Annotated in this window: 12 protein-coding genes; 11 read left to right on the top strand and 1 reads right to left on the bottom strand. The window is 72.4% G+C overall.

What is annotated here, in order from left to right; genetic code table 11:
* Positions 1 to 30: 30 nt before the first annotated feature.
* The 11 genes from ACIRPT_RS34090 to ACIRPT_RS34040 all read left to right on the top strand — a co-directional run bounded on the left by ACIRPT_RS34090 (position 31) and on the right by ACIRPT_RS34040 (position 13,741).
* Entirely contained in the window at positions 31 to 1,608 is a 1,578-nt protein-coding gene (locus ACIRPT_RS34090; protein ID WP_403834347.1) for a phage tail sheath subtilisin-like domain-containing protein, read from the top strand.
* A gap of 81 nt (positions 1,609 to 1,689) precedes the next feature.
* Positions 1,690 to 2,133, top strand: a complete 444-nt coding sequence (locus tag ACIRPT_RS34085; RefSeq protein ID WP_018087540.1) for a phage tail protein — start codon at positions 1,690 to 1,692, stop codon at positions 2,131 to 2,133.
* Positions 2,133 to 2,546 carry a hypothetical protein gene (locus tag ACIRPT_RS34080; RefSeq protein ID WP_403513852.1) on the top strand — a complete coding sequence of 138 codons (414 nt, stop codon included), beginning with the start codon at positions 2,133 to 2,135 and terminating at the stop codon, positions 2,544 to 2,546. The genes ACIRPT_RS34085 and ACIRPT_RS34080 overlap by 1 nt, the downstream gene beginning before the upstream one ends.
* Entirely contained in the window at positions 2,543 to 2,701 is a 159-nt protein-coding gene (locus tag ACIRPT_RS34075) for a DUF6760 family protein (protein WP_403513855.1), read from the top strand. Before ACIRPT_RS34080 ends, ACIRPT_RS34075 begins: the two co-directional genes overlap by 4 nt.
* 3,500 nt (positions 2,702 to 6,201) lie before the next feature.
* On the top strand, positions 6,202 to 6,639 hold the full coding sequence (locus tag ACIRPT_RS34070; RefSeq protein WP_238575831.1) for a phage tail protein: 438 nt from the start codon (positions 6,202 to 6,204) through the stop codon (positions 6,637 to 6,639).
* 1 nt (position 6,640) lies between these two features.
* Positions 6,641 to 7,435, top strand: a complete 795-nt coding sequence (locus ACIRPT_RS34065) for a LysM peptidoglycan-binding domain-containing protein (protein WP_403834342.1) — start codon at positions 6,641 to 6,643, stop codon at positions 7,433 to 7,435.
* Complete coding sequence (locus tag ACIRPT_RS34060; RefSeq protein ID WP_403834339.1) at positions 7,432 to 9,351, top strand: VgrG-related protein; 1,920 nt, start codon at positions 7,432 to 7,434, stop codon at positions 9,349 to 9,351. The genes ACIRPT_RS34065 and ACIRPT_RS34060 overlap by 4 nt, the downstream gene beginning before the upstream one ends.
* 48 nt (positions 9,352 to 9,399) lie before the next feature.
* Complete coding sequence (locus tag ACIRPT_RS34055) at positions 9,400 to 9,822, top strand: GPW/gp25 family protein (RefSeq protein WP_403513864.1); 423 nt, start codon at positions 9,400 to 9,402, stop codon at positions 9,820 to 9,822.
* Positions 9,822 to 11,831: a putative baseplate assembly protein gene (locus ACIRPT_RS34050; protein WP_403834336.1), complete on the top strand. Its 2,010-nt coding sequence runs from the start codon at positions 9,822 to 9,824 to the stop codon at positions 11,829 to 11,831. Before ACIRPT_RS34055 ends, ACIRPT_RS34050 begins: the two co-directional genes overlap by 1 nt.
* Entirely contained in the window at positions 11,828 to 12,421 is a 594-nt protein-coding gene (locus tag ACIRPT_RS34045; protein WP_403834333.1) for a phage tail protein, read from the top strand. Before ACIRPT_RS34050 ends, ACIRPT_RS34045 begins: the two co-directional genes overlap by 4 nt.
* Before the next feature lie 3 nt (positions 12,422 to 12,424).
* A complete protein-coding gene (locus ACIRPT_RS34040) occupies positions 12,425 to 13,741 on the top strand; it encodes an NADase-type glycan-binding domain-containing protein (RefSeq protein WP_403834331.1) in 1,317 nt (438 codons plus the stop codon).
* A 289-nt stretch (positions 13,742 to 14,030) separates the two neighbouring features.
* On the opposite strand, the gene ACIRPT_RS34035 is transcribed toward ACIRPT_RS34040, so the two are convergent.
* Entirely contained in the window at positions 14,031 to 14,747 is a 717-nt protein-coding gene (locus tag ACIRPT_RS34035) for a DUF6333 family protein (protein WP_403834329.1), read from the bottom strand.
* Positions 14,748 to 15,778 lie beyond the last annotated feature (1,031 nt).

The following is a 15,778-nucleotide window of genomic DNA, read 5'->3' as shown; positions in this document are numbered from 1 at the left end:
ATACCCCGTTCCACCTGAGGAGAGAAGACCGTGCCCACCTATTTGTCCCCCGGCGTCTACGTCGAGGAAGTCGCCAGCGGTTCACGCCCCATCGAAGGTGTCGGCACCTCCGTCGCGGCCTTTGTCGGCCTGGCGCCCACCGGCCCGCTCAACGAACCGACCCTGGTGACGAACTGGTCCCAGTACGTGGCGTCTTTCGGGGAGTTCACGGACGGGTATTACCTGGCGCATTCCGTGTACGGGTTCTTCAACAACGGCGGCACGGCGGCATACGTCGTACGCGTGGGCGGGGCCGCGGACGGTCCGCAGCCTTCGGCACCCTCGGAAGCGACGCCCAGGGAGCTGACCACCGGGGAGCCGGTGTCGTTGGGGACCTTCAAGGTCGCGGCGATCGCGGCCGGTTCCACCCACGGCGGTGCGCTCACCGTCGAGGTGCAGGACGCCGAGGGTGAGGGCGCCGCCGACCGCTTCAAGCTCGTGGTCAAGGACGGCGACAAGGTCGTCGAGAGCTTTGACGTCAGCGCGAAGAAGAGCGCGCGCAACTACGTCGTCGCGCAGGTCAAGCAGCGGTCCAAGGCGATCGTCGTCGAGGAGACCGTCGCGGCCGCACAGCTGGCGAAGCCGGACGCCCAGAGCGTCACCCTCTCCCCGCCCGCCCCGGCGCCCGCCGCCCCCGCCGGGAACGGCGCCGTCGAGCGGCTGGACCCCCGCCGGTTCATCGGCGACTCCGCCGACCGTACGGGCTTCGGCGGCCTGGAGGCGCTCGACGAGGTCAACATGGTCGCCGTACCGGACCTGATGGCCGCCTACCAGCAGGGCCTGATCGACCTGGAGCACGTCAAGGCCGTGCAGCTGGGGCTGGTCGCGCACTGCGAGCTGATGGGCGACCGGATGGCCGTCCTCGACCCGCCGCCCTCGCTGAACGCCCGTGACATCCGTAAGTGGCGCCAGGAGGTCGCCGGTTACGACTCCCGGTACGCCGCGCTCTACTACCCCTGGATCAAGGTCTTCGACCCGGCCTCCGGCCAGTCGCGCACCGTGCCGCCGTCCGGCCACATGGCCGGCATATGGGCGCGCAACGACTCCGAGCGGGGTGTCCACAAGGCCCCGGCCAATGAAATCGTGCGGGGCGCGGTCGATCTGGAACTGCAGATCACCCGCGGCGAGCAGGACCTGCTCAACCCGGTCGGTGTGAACTGCATCCGGGCATTCCCCGGACGCGGAATCCGGGTATGGGGCGCGCGGACCATGGCCTCTGACCCCGCGTGGCGCTACCTGAATGTCCGGCGCTACTTCAACTACCTGGAGGAGTCGATTCTCATCGGCACCCAGTGGGTGGTGTTCGAGCCGAACGACGAGGCGCTGTGGGCCCGTATCCGGCGCAATATCTCGGCTTTCCTGGTCAATGAATGGCGCTCGGGAGCGCTGTTCGGACAGCGGCCCGAGGACGCTTTCTATGTGAAGTGCGACGCGGAGACCAACCCCGTCGAGTCCGTCGACCTGGGACGCGTCGTATGCGAGATCGGCATCGCACCGGTCAAGCCCGCCGAGTTCGTGGTCTTCCGGCTGGCGCAGTTCTCGGGCGGTGGCGGAGAGCTGGAGGAGTAGCAGCCGTATACGGGTCGTAGCCCCGTCCCCTTCCTTTCTTTCTCCCGTCACCTTTTCTTCCCTCAACAGGAGTGAACCACCTTGTCCCTTCAGCCCGGTGATGCCCTCACCTCACACAATTTCGGCCTGCAGATCGACGGCGTGATGGTCGAATATCTGCAGGAGGTCAGTGGTCTGACCATGGAGCAGGACGTCATCGAATACCAGCAGGTCTCGGCGGACGGAAAGCCCGTCGTGAAGAAGATGCCCGGCACGAAGAAGGCCGGCGAGTGCACGGTGACCCGTGGTATGACGCAGAGCGGCGCGTTCAGCGAGTGGATCAACAAGTCCATTGCGGGCGATATGGGTTCGGCCCGTAAGAACGCCACCATCATGATGATGGACTACCAGAACAACCCGGTGAAGCGTTACAACATGCGCAATGCCTGGTGCAGCAAGGTGGAGACCAGCGGGGTCAAGGCGGGCGATGCGGCCGCGCTGACCGAACAGGTCACCATCGTCTTCGAAGAGCTGGTCATCGAATAATGCGGCGCGACGGCCCGGCGGGGACACAACAGCAACGCGAGCCTTTGCGCACGGAGTTCGAGTTCGAGCTGCCGCGCGGCTTTGTGGACGAGTCCGGGACCGTCCACCGCAATGGCGCCATGCGTCTGGCGACGGCACGGGACGAACTGATTCCGCTGCGGGATGTGCGCGTACGCGAGAACCCGGCCTATCTGTCGGTCGTGCTGCTCGGCCGGGTCATCACCCGGCTCGGCACGCTCGGGTCCGTGCACGACGGCACGGTGGAGAACATGTTCGCCTCCGACCTGGCCTTTCTGCAGGACTTCTACCGGCAGATCAACGCCGAGGGACACACCCGTGCCGCCGTGGCCTGCCCGCACTGCGAGGAGTCCTTCGAGGTGGAGCTGGCCGGGAGCCGCCTGGGGGAATCGTGACGTACGCGGCCGGTCGCATCGAGGAGGAAGTCGCCTATCTGGCCTACCACTTCCACTGGGGGATGGACGAGATTCTCGACCTCGAACACGCCGACCGGCGCGCGTACGTGGCGCAGAGTGCGGCCCTGGTGGAACGGGCCGAAGGGAAGCAGTGACGGGGGATGGGCTTGTTCAAGTGGCGGCGGGGGCCTCGGAGTGCGCGGGGCGCGCAGGGGCCTGAGGGCGGGGCGGCGGTGGACGCCCGTGCCGGGAGCGAGGGGAAAGGTGAGGGCGGCGGCTGGTCGGCGGTGCCGCCCGTCCAGAGGATTCTCGGGGCGCCCCGCACCGTCTCGGAGGCCGGTTTCGCCTCGTCGCTGAGCGCGCATCGCGATCCTTCCTTCGGGGGTGACCTGGGGCATGACGTACGTGCCTCGGCACCCGGCGGGATGCTGCGCGGCGTCCTCACCCCCATTCCGGCAACCGGCGCGGGCAGCCCGGCCCGCCTCGATCTGCCGCTGCTGCGACTGCCGGTCGCGGGGCGGGGGAACGACGAGGCTGAGGGCGACGAGCCTGGCGGGGCCGATGGGGTCGGCATGGCCGGTGGTGCGAGTGGGGCTAGTAGGGCCGGTGGGACCAGCCACGGGGCGGTGGGACCGGGACCGGTCCGGCCGTCGGCCGTGCAGCGGCTGGTGTCCGCGCCCACTGCCGTGCGGCGGGAGCCGCGACGCCCCGCGCTGATGTCGGCGCCACGGGTGGCCGCCGTACCGCCGCGCCGGCTGACGCCGCTCGGCCCGACGCCGACCGGCCCCGCGTCGGCGGGCGGGTCCGGGGCAGGCCGGTCCGGGGCAGGCGTCACTCCGGGCGTGACGGGCGATGCGGCCCGGACGCCGGGGTCGCCCATGTCTGGCGCGCCCGCACCTGGCTCGCCCCTGCCTGGTTTGCCCACGCCGGGCTTGCCCACGCCTGGCTTTTCGAGGCCGGGCTCCTCGGCGCCGGACTCCTCGGCGCCGAGCGTCGCCGAGCCGACGGCCCCGGCCGACGCTCGGCCCACAGCCGTCCCGGGCCCGACTCCCCTGCCGGGACCCGGGACACCCGCCGCGACTCCCATGAACGCGGCGGCGACGCCGGCCCCCGTCCCTGTACGTCCCGAAACCCCCGTGCGGGAAGTGCAGCGACGGGCGGCCGTGCGCCGGGTACGGCGGCCCGCCCCCGAACCGGCGGCGGAGGCGAGCACGCCCGCGCCGAAGCCGCCCGCGGCCACGCCTCCGCCGGCTGCCCCGGTGGCCCCTTCCGATCCGCCGAGTGCACCTGCCGCGGCAGCTGCACCGTCGACTCCCGCCATGCCGAACGGTGCCCCCACTGCGGCCCCCGGAGACGCACCCGGAGCCGGAGTCGACGCCGTCGCGAGCGGTCCTGGGCGCGGCACGGATCCCGTAGCCGCCCCGCCGAGCAAGCCGCGCGGTGGACCTTCGTCTACGTCGCCCGCCGCGCCGACGGCACCGTCCACGTCCACGCCCACGTCGTCCCGGTCCACGCCCCCGCCCCCGCCCACGCCTGCCCCCGCCGTCACGCCGAGCGCGCACGAGTCCCGACCGGACCGCCCCCGAGCGGACCACCCCGTGCAGCGATCGGCGTCAACCCGGCGCCACACCACGGGACTTGGTGCTCCGCTGCCCTCCTCCGGCAGTCCCGGAGAGCCGGAGGCCACCGCGTCGCGGACGGCGTCACGGCCAGGGGCAGCGCCCCTGGGCAACGTCACCACCCCCGCAGCCACCACCCCCGCAGCCGCAACCCCGACCGACTCCGGCAGCGGTCCGTCATCCGTGACGCCGGAGGAACGCCGTCGAGTGGCGCAGCGGTCGGCCGGGACCGATGCGTCCTCGTCCTCGTCCTCGTCCTCGTCCTCGGGCCCGGCGCGAGGTGCCGAAGCGAGCACCGCGGCGACGGCGCGAGCCGGCCGGCGACGCCCGTTGATCGGCGCACCGTTCGTTCCCGCTGAGCCGTCGGGAGGTGCGGCGGCGCCGACGCCCGTCCAGCGCGCGAGCACGCCGCCGGTTCCGCCGCTGCGCGACGACGCCTTCCCGCCCCGTCCCTCAGGAGCCGACGCCGCCCGCGAGCAGCCGGCGGCCATGCCCATGCCCCCGTCCATGCCCACGCCCGCTCCTGCTCCGGCGTCCCCGAGCGGAGCCCCTGCGCAGGCCGTGCCGGTACCCGTACCCGTACCTGCGGACAACACGACCGTCCAACGGGTCGCGCCCGCCCGCTACCAGCCGCCCCACCGCCAAGGTCAGCCGGATCCGGTCCCGACAGCCACCGCCCGTCCCCAGGCGCCTCGTCGGCCTACCGCGTCGGCAGCCGGTGAACCGCTCCGAGGATCCGCAAAGCCGCTCACCGTTACCCAGCCCCAGCCCCAGCCCTCTCCCCTTCAGGACTCTCCGCGCTCCACCACACCACCATCGGAAGCCCCCGGCCGCACCGCCGTCCAGCGCACCCCTACACGTACCGCCCCACGACCCGCATACGTAACGACGGGCACCCCACCGCAGCAGGCGCCGACCGGTGCCGAGGCGCCGCGAACCTCCCTACCGACGCGCGAAGCGGCGACCGGGAACGGCGCCGCGCCCGCTGCCCCAGCCCCCTCGCCGGGCGTACGACGTGCCCCTCTCGCAACGGCTCGGGCGCTCGCCGCGCGCGAGCCTGCTCACCGAAGTGCCGGGCACGCCGGATCGGGCGGGCATGCCGGATACGGCGCGGCACCGGCACCGGTGCCGGGACCGGGGCCGAGGCCCGGGCACGGAACCGGGCACGGAACCGGGCCTGGAGCTTGGCCTGGAGCTGGGCCTGGAACTGGGCCTCGGCCCACGCCCGTCGTGCCGCTGCGCGCGCCGAGCACGAGCGCGCCGGTTCGGCCCGGGGGACCGGCGCCGCAGCCGCCTGCTCACCGGCCAACGGTCCAGCGGACCTCGGCTGCCTCCCCTTCCCCGGCCCCGGTTCCGCCCAGGGTCCCGGCCCCCCACGGGCAGCCGCGCATCGCCGTCCCACCGGCGTCACCGGTCGTGCCCCTGGCCATGCCCGCGCCCGTACCCACCCTCACCCCGCCGGTGATGCGGCCGGTCGTCCCGTCTCCCACGTCCCGTCCCGTGCAACGCACCAGCGCCGCCCCGACAGGTGCCGCGGCAGGCACCCCCACAGGCATCTCGGCCCACACCCCGGCAAGCCCGTCGGCACCGGCCGCCACACCTGCCCAGCGCACCGCATCCCCAGCCCGCTCCACCACCCCCACCACCGCTCCCACGCCCCCCTCAACGCCGGCCACTGCCACGCCCACCCCATCCACCCGCCCCACTCCGTCCCGGACGTCCACCCCTGCATCACCCCCGTCATCACCCGCCGCCTCACCCCCCACTTCCGCCCCGCCGCCCGCACCTCCCTCCGCGCGATCCACCCCCGCCGAGCTCGACGAGCTCGCCCGGCGCCTCGTGGCACCGCTGTCGCGGCTGCTGCGGGCGGAGTTGCGCAGTGACCGCGAACGCGTCGGCCGACTGCGGGACCGCGGCCGCTGACCGAACACAACTGACCCAACAGAGCTGACCGAACACAGCGCACCCACCCACCCACCCGCCCGAACCACCACCGCACACCCCACCACCCCCTCAGCCCCCAAGAGAGAACGGCCATGCCCGCGCCCCAGGACCCCGGATCCACCGTCTTCTTCAAGTTGTCCATCGACGGCCAGGACCTCGGCCTGTTCAACGGCTGTGACGGGCTGGCCTCCGAGGTGGAGGTGGAGCAGCGGCAGGAGGGCGGCAACAACGGATTCGTCTGGCAGCTGCCCACCCGCGTGACGTACTCGACGATCCGTCTCACCCGGCCCCTCACCGCCGACACCTCCCGGGTGGCGGCCTGGATCTCCTCCATCGCCACCGGTATCCGCAGGCCCACCGCACAGATCGCCGCCCTGCGCGCGGACGGTTCGATCGTCGCGCAGTGGGGTCTGGTCGAGGTGCTGCCCGTGCGCTGGCAGGGGCCGAGTCTGGACCCGGCCAGCCCGGCCGTGGCGACCGAGACGCTGGAGATCGCGCACCACGGGTTCACCGACGCGGGAGGTGCCTGAGGTGGCCGCGCCGACGGGCGGGAAGGCGGGCGCGAGCCTCGTACGGGCCGCGCTCGCGATCCATCAGCCCCCCACCGACCTCGGCGGCTCCATCGGCGGCCGCATCGGTGAGGTGGAGTTCCAGTTCAATCCGACCCAGTTGCAGCTCGGGCGGGAGGCGGAGTGGCACACCCAGGCCGCGGTCGCCTATACGCGCGGCGCGCCGCCGAAGTTCACCGGTGCCCGGCCCGCCACGCTCCAGCTGGAGGTGTTCCTGGACGCCTCCGGCACCCCGAACGCCGGGAAGGTGCAAAAGCAGGTGGAACTCCTGCTCTCCTGCTGCGAGGTGACACCCCAGAGCGTCAACTCCAAGCGCCCTTCGCCGCCTTGGGTCCGCTTCTCCTGGGGGGCGTTCAACACCGTTCAGTTCGTCGCGTACGTGACGAGCGTCAGCGCCACGTACACCCTCTTCAACCCCACCGGGGAGCCGATCCGCGCCCTCTGCGCCCTGTCCCTCACCGAGGTGGCGATGCCCACCAAGGGGCAGAACCCCACCTCCGGCGCGCTCTCCGCCCGCCGCATCCACCGCACGGTCGCGGGTGACTCGCTCGCCTCGCTGGCCTGGCGGGAGTACGGGGACGCGACCCGCTGGCGGCTGATCGCGGAGGCGAACGAGATCGACGATCCGATGCGGCTGCGGCCGGGCACCGAGCTGTTGCTGCCCGCCGCCGACGAAGGCCCGCCCGAGGGCCGTCCCGAAGGCCCCTCCGCGCAGAGCCCCTCCGGTCATCCCACCATCCAGGAGGCCAACCGATGAGCGAGAAGACGTACACCAGCGTCCTGCATGTGGAGATCGGCGGCGCGGTGCTGCCCGACCGGCTGGCCGCCCTCCTCACCGAGGGCTGGGTGGACGCCAGCGTCAACGTCCCTTCCGCTTTTCAGCTCACCTTCGCCGACCGCGGCTCGGACATCCTCCAGACCTTCCCGCAGATGAAGATCGGTGCCAAGGCGGTGCTGTCACCGTTCACCGACGGGCAGCGCGGTACGCCCATGCTGACCGGCGAGATCACCGCTCTCGAAGTGGACGCGGACGCGAGCGGCAAGTCCCTGGTCGTCCGGGGCTACGACCCGGGGCACCGGCTGCTGCGCAACCGCCGGGTCGCGGGCTACCCCAATATGACCGCGAGCGACATCGTGCGCCGCCTCGCCGGCCTCAACAGGCTCACCCTCGGCACGGTGGAGGCCACCCGCACCGTCTACGAGCTGGCCACCCAGCCCAATATCACCGACTGGGACTTCCTGCTCCGCCTCGCCCAGGAGAACGACGTCCACCTCTCCTTCGACCCGCAGGGCAAGCTGCGGTTCGGCAGGCTCGCCCCGGCTTCCTCCGCGCCCGCGGACACCACGCCGGCCGCACAGAGCCCGTACGTCCTGGAGTTCGGCCACAACGCGCTGCACAGCCGGATCGCCGTCACCGCCGCCGGGCAGGTCGCCAAGGCGGGTGCGCGCGGCTGGAACATGCGCGCCAAGCGCGCCCTGTCCGCCGAGTCCCCGGCCACGACAAGCAAGGACATCGTCGCCGACATCGCGCCCGGCGCGCTCAGCAAGCCCTTCGGCGCCTCCGAACTGACCGCCACCGACACCCCGTTCACCACCCAGGCCCAGGTCACCCATGCCGCCCGCGCCCTCGCCGACGACGTGGCGGGCTCCTTCGCGGAGCTGGAGGTGGCGGTCACCGGGAATCCGCAGCTGACGCCGGGCCGGCCGGTCGCGCTCAAGGGCGCCGGCTTCCCCTTCGAGGGGAAGTACACCGCGACCGGCGTACGCCATGTCTTCGAGTCCGGACGGCAGTTCACCACCTGGCTGACCGTCTCGGGCCGGCAGTTCCGGTCGCTGTACGGGCTCGCGTCCGGCGGCGTGGGCGCGGCGCCGCCCATGCCGGGCGTCGCCATGGCGCTGGTCAGCAACGCCAAGGACCCGCTGAAGCTGGGCCGGGTCAGGCTGCGCTTCCCCTGGCTCTCGGACACCTACGAGAGCGACTGGTGCCGGGTCGCGCAGCTGGGCGGCGTACGGGGCGGCGGACTGATCCTGCCGGAGGTCGGCGACGAGGTGCTGTGCGCCTTCGACCGGGGCTCGCTGGAGCATCCCTACGTACTCGCCGGGCTCTACAACGGCATCGACAAGCCGACCCCGGAGCCGGACGGTCTGCCCGCGGTGGACCCGACCAGCGGCCGGATCAACTGGCGCTCCATCGCCTCGCGCAGCGGCCACACCGTCGAGCTCGTCGACGCCAAGTCCCGGATGAAGAGCGGCATCAGGCTGCAAACGGGCAACGGCAAGCTCACCGTCCACATGGACGAGACGCGCACCCAGGTCACCATCCGCAGCGACGGCTCCGTCTCCATCACCGGGACCCGGAACGTGAGCATCAAGGCGGGCGGCAACCTGTCGCTGACCGCGGGCGGCTCGCTGACGATGAGCGCCGGCGGGGCGGTCGACATCAAGGCGGGCGCGAAGTTCGGCGTCATGGCGGGCGCCGTCGCGGACATCAACGCGACCGGCGCCATCAGCCTCAAGTCGGCCGGCGCGGTGGCCGTCAACTCGGTCGGCGCGGTCTCCGTCAGCGCGGTCGGCGCGGTAGCCGTCAACGCGGGCGCCGCCGCGGCCATCAACTCGCCGGCCACGGTCACGCTTAACGCACCGGCCGTCCTGCGCAACGGCATTCCGTTCTAGGGGGCTTGAGGAAGTGGACAGACATGCACCTCAAGGGGGTCACCGGACATGAGTGAACAGTTCGTCGGCGCGGGCTGGACCTTTCCGCTGCGTACGGACGCGGGCGGCGGCATCGCGCTGGCCCGCCGCGAACGCGAGATCGAGGAGTCGATCAGGCTGGTGCTCGCCACCGCGCCCGGCGAGCGGCCGATGCGCCCGGAGTTCGGCTGCGCCGTGCACGACATGGTCTTCGCGCCGGTCAACGAGGCGACGGCCGGCCGCATCCGTTACGAGGTGCGGTCCTCGCTCGACCGCTGGGAGCCGCGCATCGAGGTCCAGGACGTCGAGGTGAGCCCGGCGCCCGACGACCCGTCCGTGCTGTTCATCGACGTGCGCTACAGCGTGCGCGGCACCAACAACCCGCGCAGCCTCGTCTTCCCCTTCTACGTGATCCCCTCCACGGAATCACCGTCCACCGAAAGCGAAGCCTGATGGCCCTGCCCGCACCCCACCTCGACGACCGCCGCTTCCAGCAGTTCGTCGACGACGCCAAGCGCTATATCCAGCAGCGCTGCCCCGAGTGGACCGACCACAACGTCTCGGACCCGGGCGTGACCCTCATCGAGGCCGTCGCGCACATGGCCGACCAGATCGTCTACCGCCTCAACCGGGTGCCGGAAAAGAACCATCTGGCCTTCCTCGACCTGCTCGGCGTCACCCTCTTCCCGCCCTCCGCCGCCCGTGCCGATGTCACCTTCTGGCTCTCCGCCCCGCAGCCCGAGCCCGTCGTGCTGCCCGCCGGGACGGAGGTGGCCACCGGCCGTACCGAGACCGAGGAGGCGGTGTCCTTCGCCACCGAGGAGGACCTGACGGTCGTGCCCTGCGAACTGACCGCCGTGCTGCGGCAGGAGGCCGGGACCGCCCCCGAGGACCGCAGTCAGGACGTCTTCGGCGGTCGCGACGTGGCCGTCTTCGCGGCCGCCCCGCAGCCGGGCGACACCCTGCTGTTCGGGCTGTCGGCGGCGGTGCCGCGGTGCGCGGCCGTACTGCGGCTGGACAGCCGGGTGGACGGGGTCGGCGTCGACCCGCGTCAGCCGCCGCTGCGCTGGGAGGCATGGACGGCCGACGGATGGGTGGAGTGCGACACTGAGGAGGACTCCACCGGTGGCCTCAACCGGCCCGGCGAGGTCGTGCTGCACGTCCCCACCGGGCACCTCGTCTCGCGCGTCGGCCGGATCGACGCAGCCTGGCTGCGCTGCCGGGTCGTCGAGGCCGCACCCGGCCAGCCGTTCTACAGCGCCTCACCGACGGTACGGTCCGCATCCGCGTTCACCATCGGCGGCACGACCACGGTCGCGCACGCCGAGGTGGTGCGGGACGAGCCGCTCGGCGAGTCCTCGGGCGTGCCCGCCCAGCGGCTGCGCCTGGCGCAGGCACCCGTCGTCGCGGACCGTCCGCCGCTGCTGCTGGAGGTCTCCGACGGCGACGGCTGGCAGGAGTGGGAGGTCGTTGCCGACTTCGCCGCCTCGGGCCCGTACGACCGGCACCTCACGCTCAACGCCGCCACCGGTGAAATCGCCTTCGGCCCGTCGGTGCGCCAACCGGACGGTGAGATACGGCAGTTCGGGGCCGTACCACCCAAGGGTGCGGTCATCCGGGCCGCGCACTACCGCACCGGCGGCGGGCGCTCCGGAAATGTGGCGCGCGGCGCGATCCAGGTGCTGCGCAGCTCCATCCCGTATGTGGCGCGGGTGGAGAACAGGGAGGCGGCGCGCGGCGGGGTCGACGGCGAGACGGTGCAGGAGGCGAAGGTGCGTGCGCCGATCGCGCTGCGCGCTCAGGAACGGGCCGTGACCGCCCGCGACTACGAGGAGCTGGCGCGACGCGCGGCGCCTGAGGTGTCGCGTATCTCCTGCCTCGCGGTCGATCCCGCCGAGCCCGCGCCCGGCGCCGGCACCGGCGGGACGGGCCAGGCCGGCGCGGCGGCCCGCACCGGTGAGAACGCCGTCCGTGTCCTGGTCGTCCCCCAGGCCGTCCCCGACCGCGGCGGGCGCCTGCGCTTCGAGCAGTTGGTGCCCGGCGACGAACTCCTGGGCCGGATCACCCGGTTCCTGGACGAGCGCCGCCCCCTGGGTACCCGCCTCGCGGTCGGTCCGCCCTTCTATCAGGGCGTCACGGTCGTCGCGACGCTGCACTCCTTCCGGGCGGCGCGGGCCGAGCGGGTACGGGCCGAGGCCCTGGACGCGCTCTACGCCTACCTCGACCCGCTGACCGGCGGCGCGCACGGGGACGGCTGGCCGTTCGGCCGCCCGCTGCGCTCCGGTGAGATCTTCGCGGCCCTGCAGCGCGTACCCGGCGTGGAACTCGTCGACGAGGTCCTGCTGCACCCCGCCGACCCGCTCACCGGCCGCCGCGGCGAGGCCACCGACCGCATCGAACTCGCCCCGTCCGCGCTGCTGTTCCCGTTCGACCACCGCGTCCGCGTGATCGAGGCACGATGAGGGGCACCCCCGTGGGGATGGTCTCCCCGCACCCCCTGGGCGCGGCGCTCCCCGCCGTTTACGCCGACGACGACTTCACCCAGCGCTTCGTGGAGGGCCTCGACGTCGTCCTCGCCCCGCTCTTCAACGTGCTGGACTGCCTGGAGAGCTACTTCACGCCCGCCCTCGCGCCGGAGGACTTCGTCGACTGGCTGACCACCTGGGTCGGCACCGAACTCGACGGTACGGAACCGCCGGCCACCCGCCGCCGCGCGGTGGCCACGGCCGTCGCTCTGCACCGCGTCCGCGGCACCCGGCGAGGCCTGTCCGAGGCGGTCCATCTGGCCTTCGGCGTACGCCCGGAGATCACCGAGAGCGGCGGCGCGACCCGGTCCACCCGCCCCCTCGGCCCGTTCCCCGGATCCCCGCACCCCGGCCTGCGGGTGACCCTGCGGGTCCACGACCCCGCATCCACCGACCCGCACCGTCTGCACGCCGTCGTCGCGGCGGCCCGTCCGGCGCACCTCCCCTTCACGGTCGAGGTGACCGCACCACTCGCCCCTGAAGCGACGCCTGAACCCAGCCCTGAAGCGACCTCTGAAGGAACCTGACCCATGGCCACCGATCACCCCACCTGCCCGGACTGCGGCGCTCCAGCACCCCCGACGGGGCAGTCGTTCTGCGACTCCTGCGGGGCCTTTCTGCGCTGGGACCGGCCTGCCGCCTCGACGTCCTCGCCGCCTGCCGCCGCCCCGCCGGTGCCGTCACCCGGGCCTCCGCGGCCCGCGTCCCCGCCGGACGCGGCGCCCACCCACCACGCGGCGAACGGGCCGGACGGCACTCACGCCCGCCCGGGCGGTCCGGCCGCCGCCGCGCCCGGGACGAGCCCCACCGCTCCCGCTGCCGGGGGCGCCACCAACGGGCCCGCCGCCCCGCGTCAGGGCAGCGGCGAGAACCCGACCACCCCGCTCCCGGCCGCCGCCGCCCACGGCGGAGGGGCGGACCCGTCCCGACCCGCCCCGAACGGCCCGGAGCATCCGCACGGCCAGAACGCCCCCACTCCTCGTCCGGCCGCCGGCGGGAACGTCTCCGAGACCGGCATCCGCGCCCTCCTGGTCCCCGTGCCGGACGCCTCGCCCACGCCGCCCCCGGAGGCACCCGGCGGAGTGCTGCCCGGCCGGCCCGACGCGGCCCGGCCCCGGGTCCGTACCCCGCAGGCGGCCCCCGAGCCCGAAAACGGAACTCCCTGCCCCAGCTGTGGCACGCCCAACGCGCCACGTCGCCACTTCTGCCGCAGCTGTGCCTCCCCCCTCACCCACACCGCCCGCCCGGAAGCCGAAGGCCCGTATGCCGGAGAGCGCCCGCGACTGCACCGCGACCGCACTCGGTGGATCACCCGTGCCGTGGTGGCGGCCGTGATCGCCGTCGTCGTGGTCGGCGGCATCATCGGGGGCCCGCCGGCCGCGCGGGCCGTCCAGGACCACTTCGCCAAGCGCGTCCCGGTGCCCACCGCCAAGTGGAAGGCCTCGCACTCCGGGCCCAAGAACGCCCCGAAGCTCGCCTTCGACGGCTACTCCAACACCTGGTGGGGAACGGGCTATTCGGGCGCCTCCGACGGCCAGTACCTGGAGGCCGGATTCGGCCAGCCCACCGACCTGCTGAACATCGTCATCACGCCCGGCGCCTCCGCCCGCACCCCCCAGGCCACCGACCCGGCCCGCCCGCAGGAGTTCGACCTGATCGTGACGGACTCCGCGGGCAAGCAGTACATCTCGCACCAGAGGATCAACGACGGCGGGGCACAGAAGATCGATGTGTCCGTACGGAACGCGATGACCGTACGACTGGTGCTGCACACCGCGTACGGCACCGCGGACAAGAAGCAAGTAGCCATCGCCGAGCTGGAGTTCTTCGGCCGCTCAGCGGGCTAGCGGGGCGCCGGCCGCCGACCGGCCCGGCCCCCTGATAGCACCCCAACTCAGCCGCAAGGCCGCAGAGAACACCACATGTGCCACCGCACCCCCTCACGACCCGCGTTCCAGCGAGGCGTACGGGGGTGCGGTGGCTTTCCACATTGCTGTGGCGCATGGGTCACGGCGCTCGGCGATTCCCCCGCTCCCCACTCGTCGCGGTACTCACGCAGGTAACGAGGAGTTAATGGAGTGCCGATATTCCGATCCTCGCTCCCTCCGGGTGCAACGGCCGCCGCTGCCTTGCGCCTCAGACGAAGTACAGGCCCTCCAGCGAGCAGACGGACAGCTCGCTGTGTTGCACGCGGAAGGCGGTGGTCTGCATCTCCTCCCATCCCCAGGGGTCGGAGTGCCCCAGTGCCAGGCCGGCCAGGGAGGCCCATTCGATCTCGTGGAGAGGCTGGCCCATGTCGATATCGGCGGCGGTGAGCTTCCAACTGCTCAGGCCGAGGGAGGCGATGACGGCGTCGGGGTCGCCCAGGACGACGAACGGTTCGTCGCTGGGCCAGCCGGAGGCGTGGAACATGGCGCCGTCGGGGAGCATCACGACGGTTTCGGTGTGCTCCATTCCGCCGTAGTAGGTGACGTGGCCCACGATCCGCGCTGCGGGGAAGCGCTCCCGCATCCGTTCGGATTCGGCCAACAGCGGGTTTCCGTTGCCGTCGTCGGCGAAGACAGGGGTGGAGACGGCCCGCATGCCGCCCCACACGGTGGCATGAACGATGTCGAGATCGGAACGCACCGACGAGGGCAGCGGCGTCTGCACGGAGCGCGGCCCGAGATCCGCCAGGACTTCCTCGATGCTGTCGAACGACTCGACGAACAGGCGGGCCTGATCGGAGTCGTTGGCCGGGAGGCTGCGGGCATCGATGTTGAACGGCGGCTCAGCCACGGTGAGATGACACAGGCCCATCGAGCCGCGAACTATCCGGTCCGGGGCAGAAGTCCAGTACTTCGTATCGGTCATGCGGGCCACCGTAGCGGCGGGCGGTGACAACCCTCCCCCGGTACCGCACGCATCAGTCGCGGGAAGCCGACGGCGGCAGTGGGCCCCTCCATCAGCGCCTCGGGCGGCACCCGCGGCCGACGGCGGCAGACGCGTCGGGTGAGGATGCAGGGCTCGCGCGGCGCGATCCGCGAACGGTGCGGGCCCCGCTGCGCACATGGGCGATCTCCTGGTCCGACCTGCTCGGGCCGGCCGACCGTCGCGGCCGCATTCCGAGCACGCCACCCAGCGACGACCGCCACTACAAGCGACGTTGCCGTGGATGTCGCCGGAGTCATTTCTACGTGTCCGTGCTTCTGGACGCGGGCGAGAACGTCAAGGCTCTCGCCGAGTACCCGGGGCACAGTGATCCCGGCTTCACCTTGCGCACCTGCACCCGCCCGATGCCCAACAGTCAGGACCGGGCTCGGAGGGCCGTCGACGGTGTCTTCCGCACGCGCGGAGATACCGACGACGGCCCGGAGACGGCCCAGGGGGGCAAAGCGGCTCCTGGCCTGCGGGGGCGTCAGATGTCCCGGAAGAGATCAGCGAGGCCCGTGACCTGCGGCGAAGGGCAGTCGAGGGGCGCTGACCAGCATGAACGGCCTTTCGGCTGTTTCACGCACGTGCCTGTTGATGCAGCTGGAAGTCCCAGAGAAGTCCCAGGGCGTTCCCAGCGGCGGCGGCCCATGCAGCGTGTGCCTGCATGGTGTGCGCTCACGTGCGCCCTTCCTCAGTAATGCGTGGTCCTCGGCGTTGGCCAAGGTGGGAACAGACCGTCGGCGTCCACCGCCAGGTAGGTCTCGGGTGTGGTGGCTTCGAGGGCCACCGGAGTGAGGGTGAAACGCGGGGTGTCCGTCAAGCGGTGCGCCCAGGACCGGTCGCGGGAGGTCGTGAAGACCCTCGCGGAGCAGGCGCTGGACGATGGGCCTGACTTTTTCCTGACGCTCGCGGTATTCGCGACCGGCCGTCGACAGCCTCTTCCAGTTCGTCCTTCTTGTCGTCGGTGGTGT

It is taken from the genome of Streptomyces sp. NPDC101227 (assembly GCF_044767545.1).
In the GTDB taxonomy this organism is placed as follows: domain Bacteria; phylum Actinomycetota; class Actinomycetes; order Streptomycetales; family Streptomycetaceae; genus Streptomyces.
Note: the sequence above shows the minus strand (reverse complement) of the source record. Positions and strands in the feature narration are given on the sequence as shown.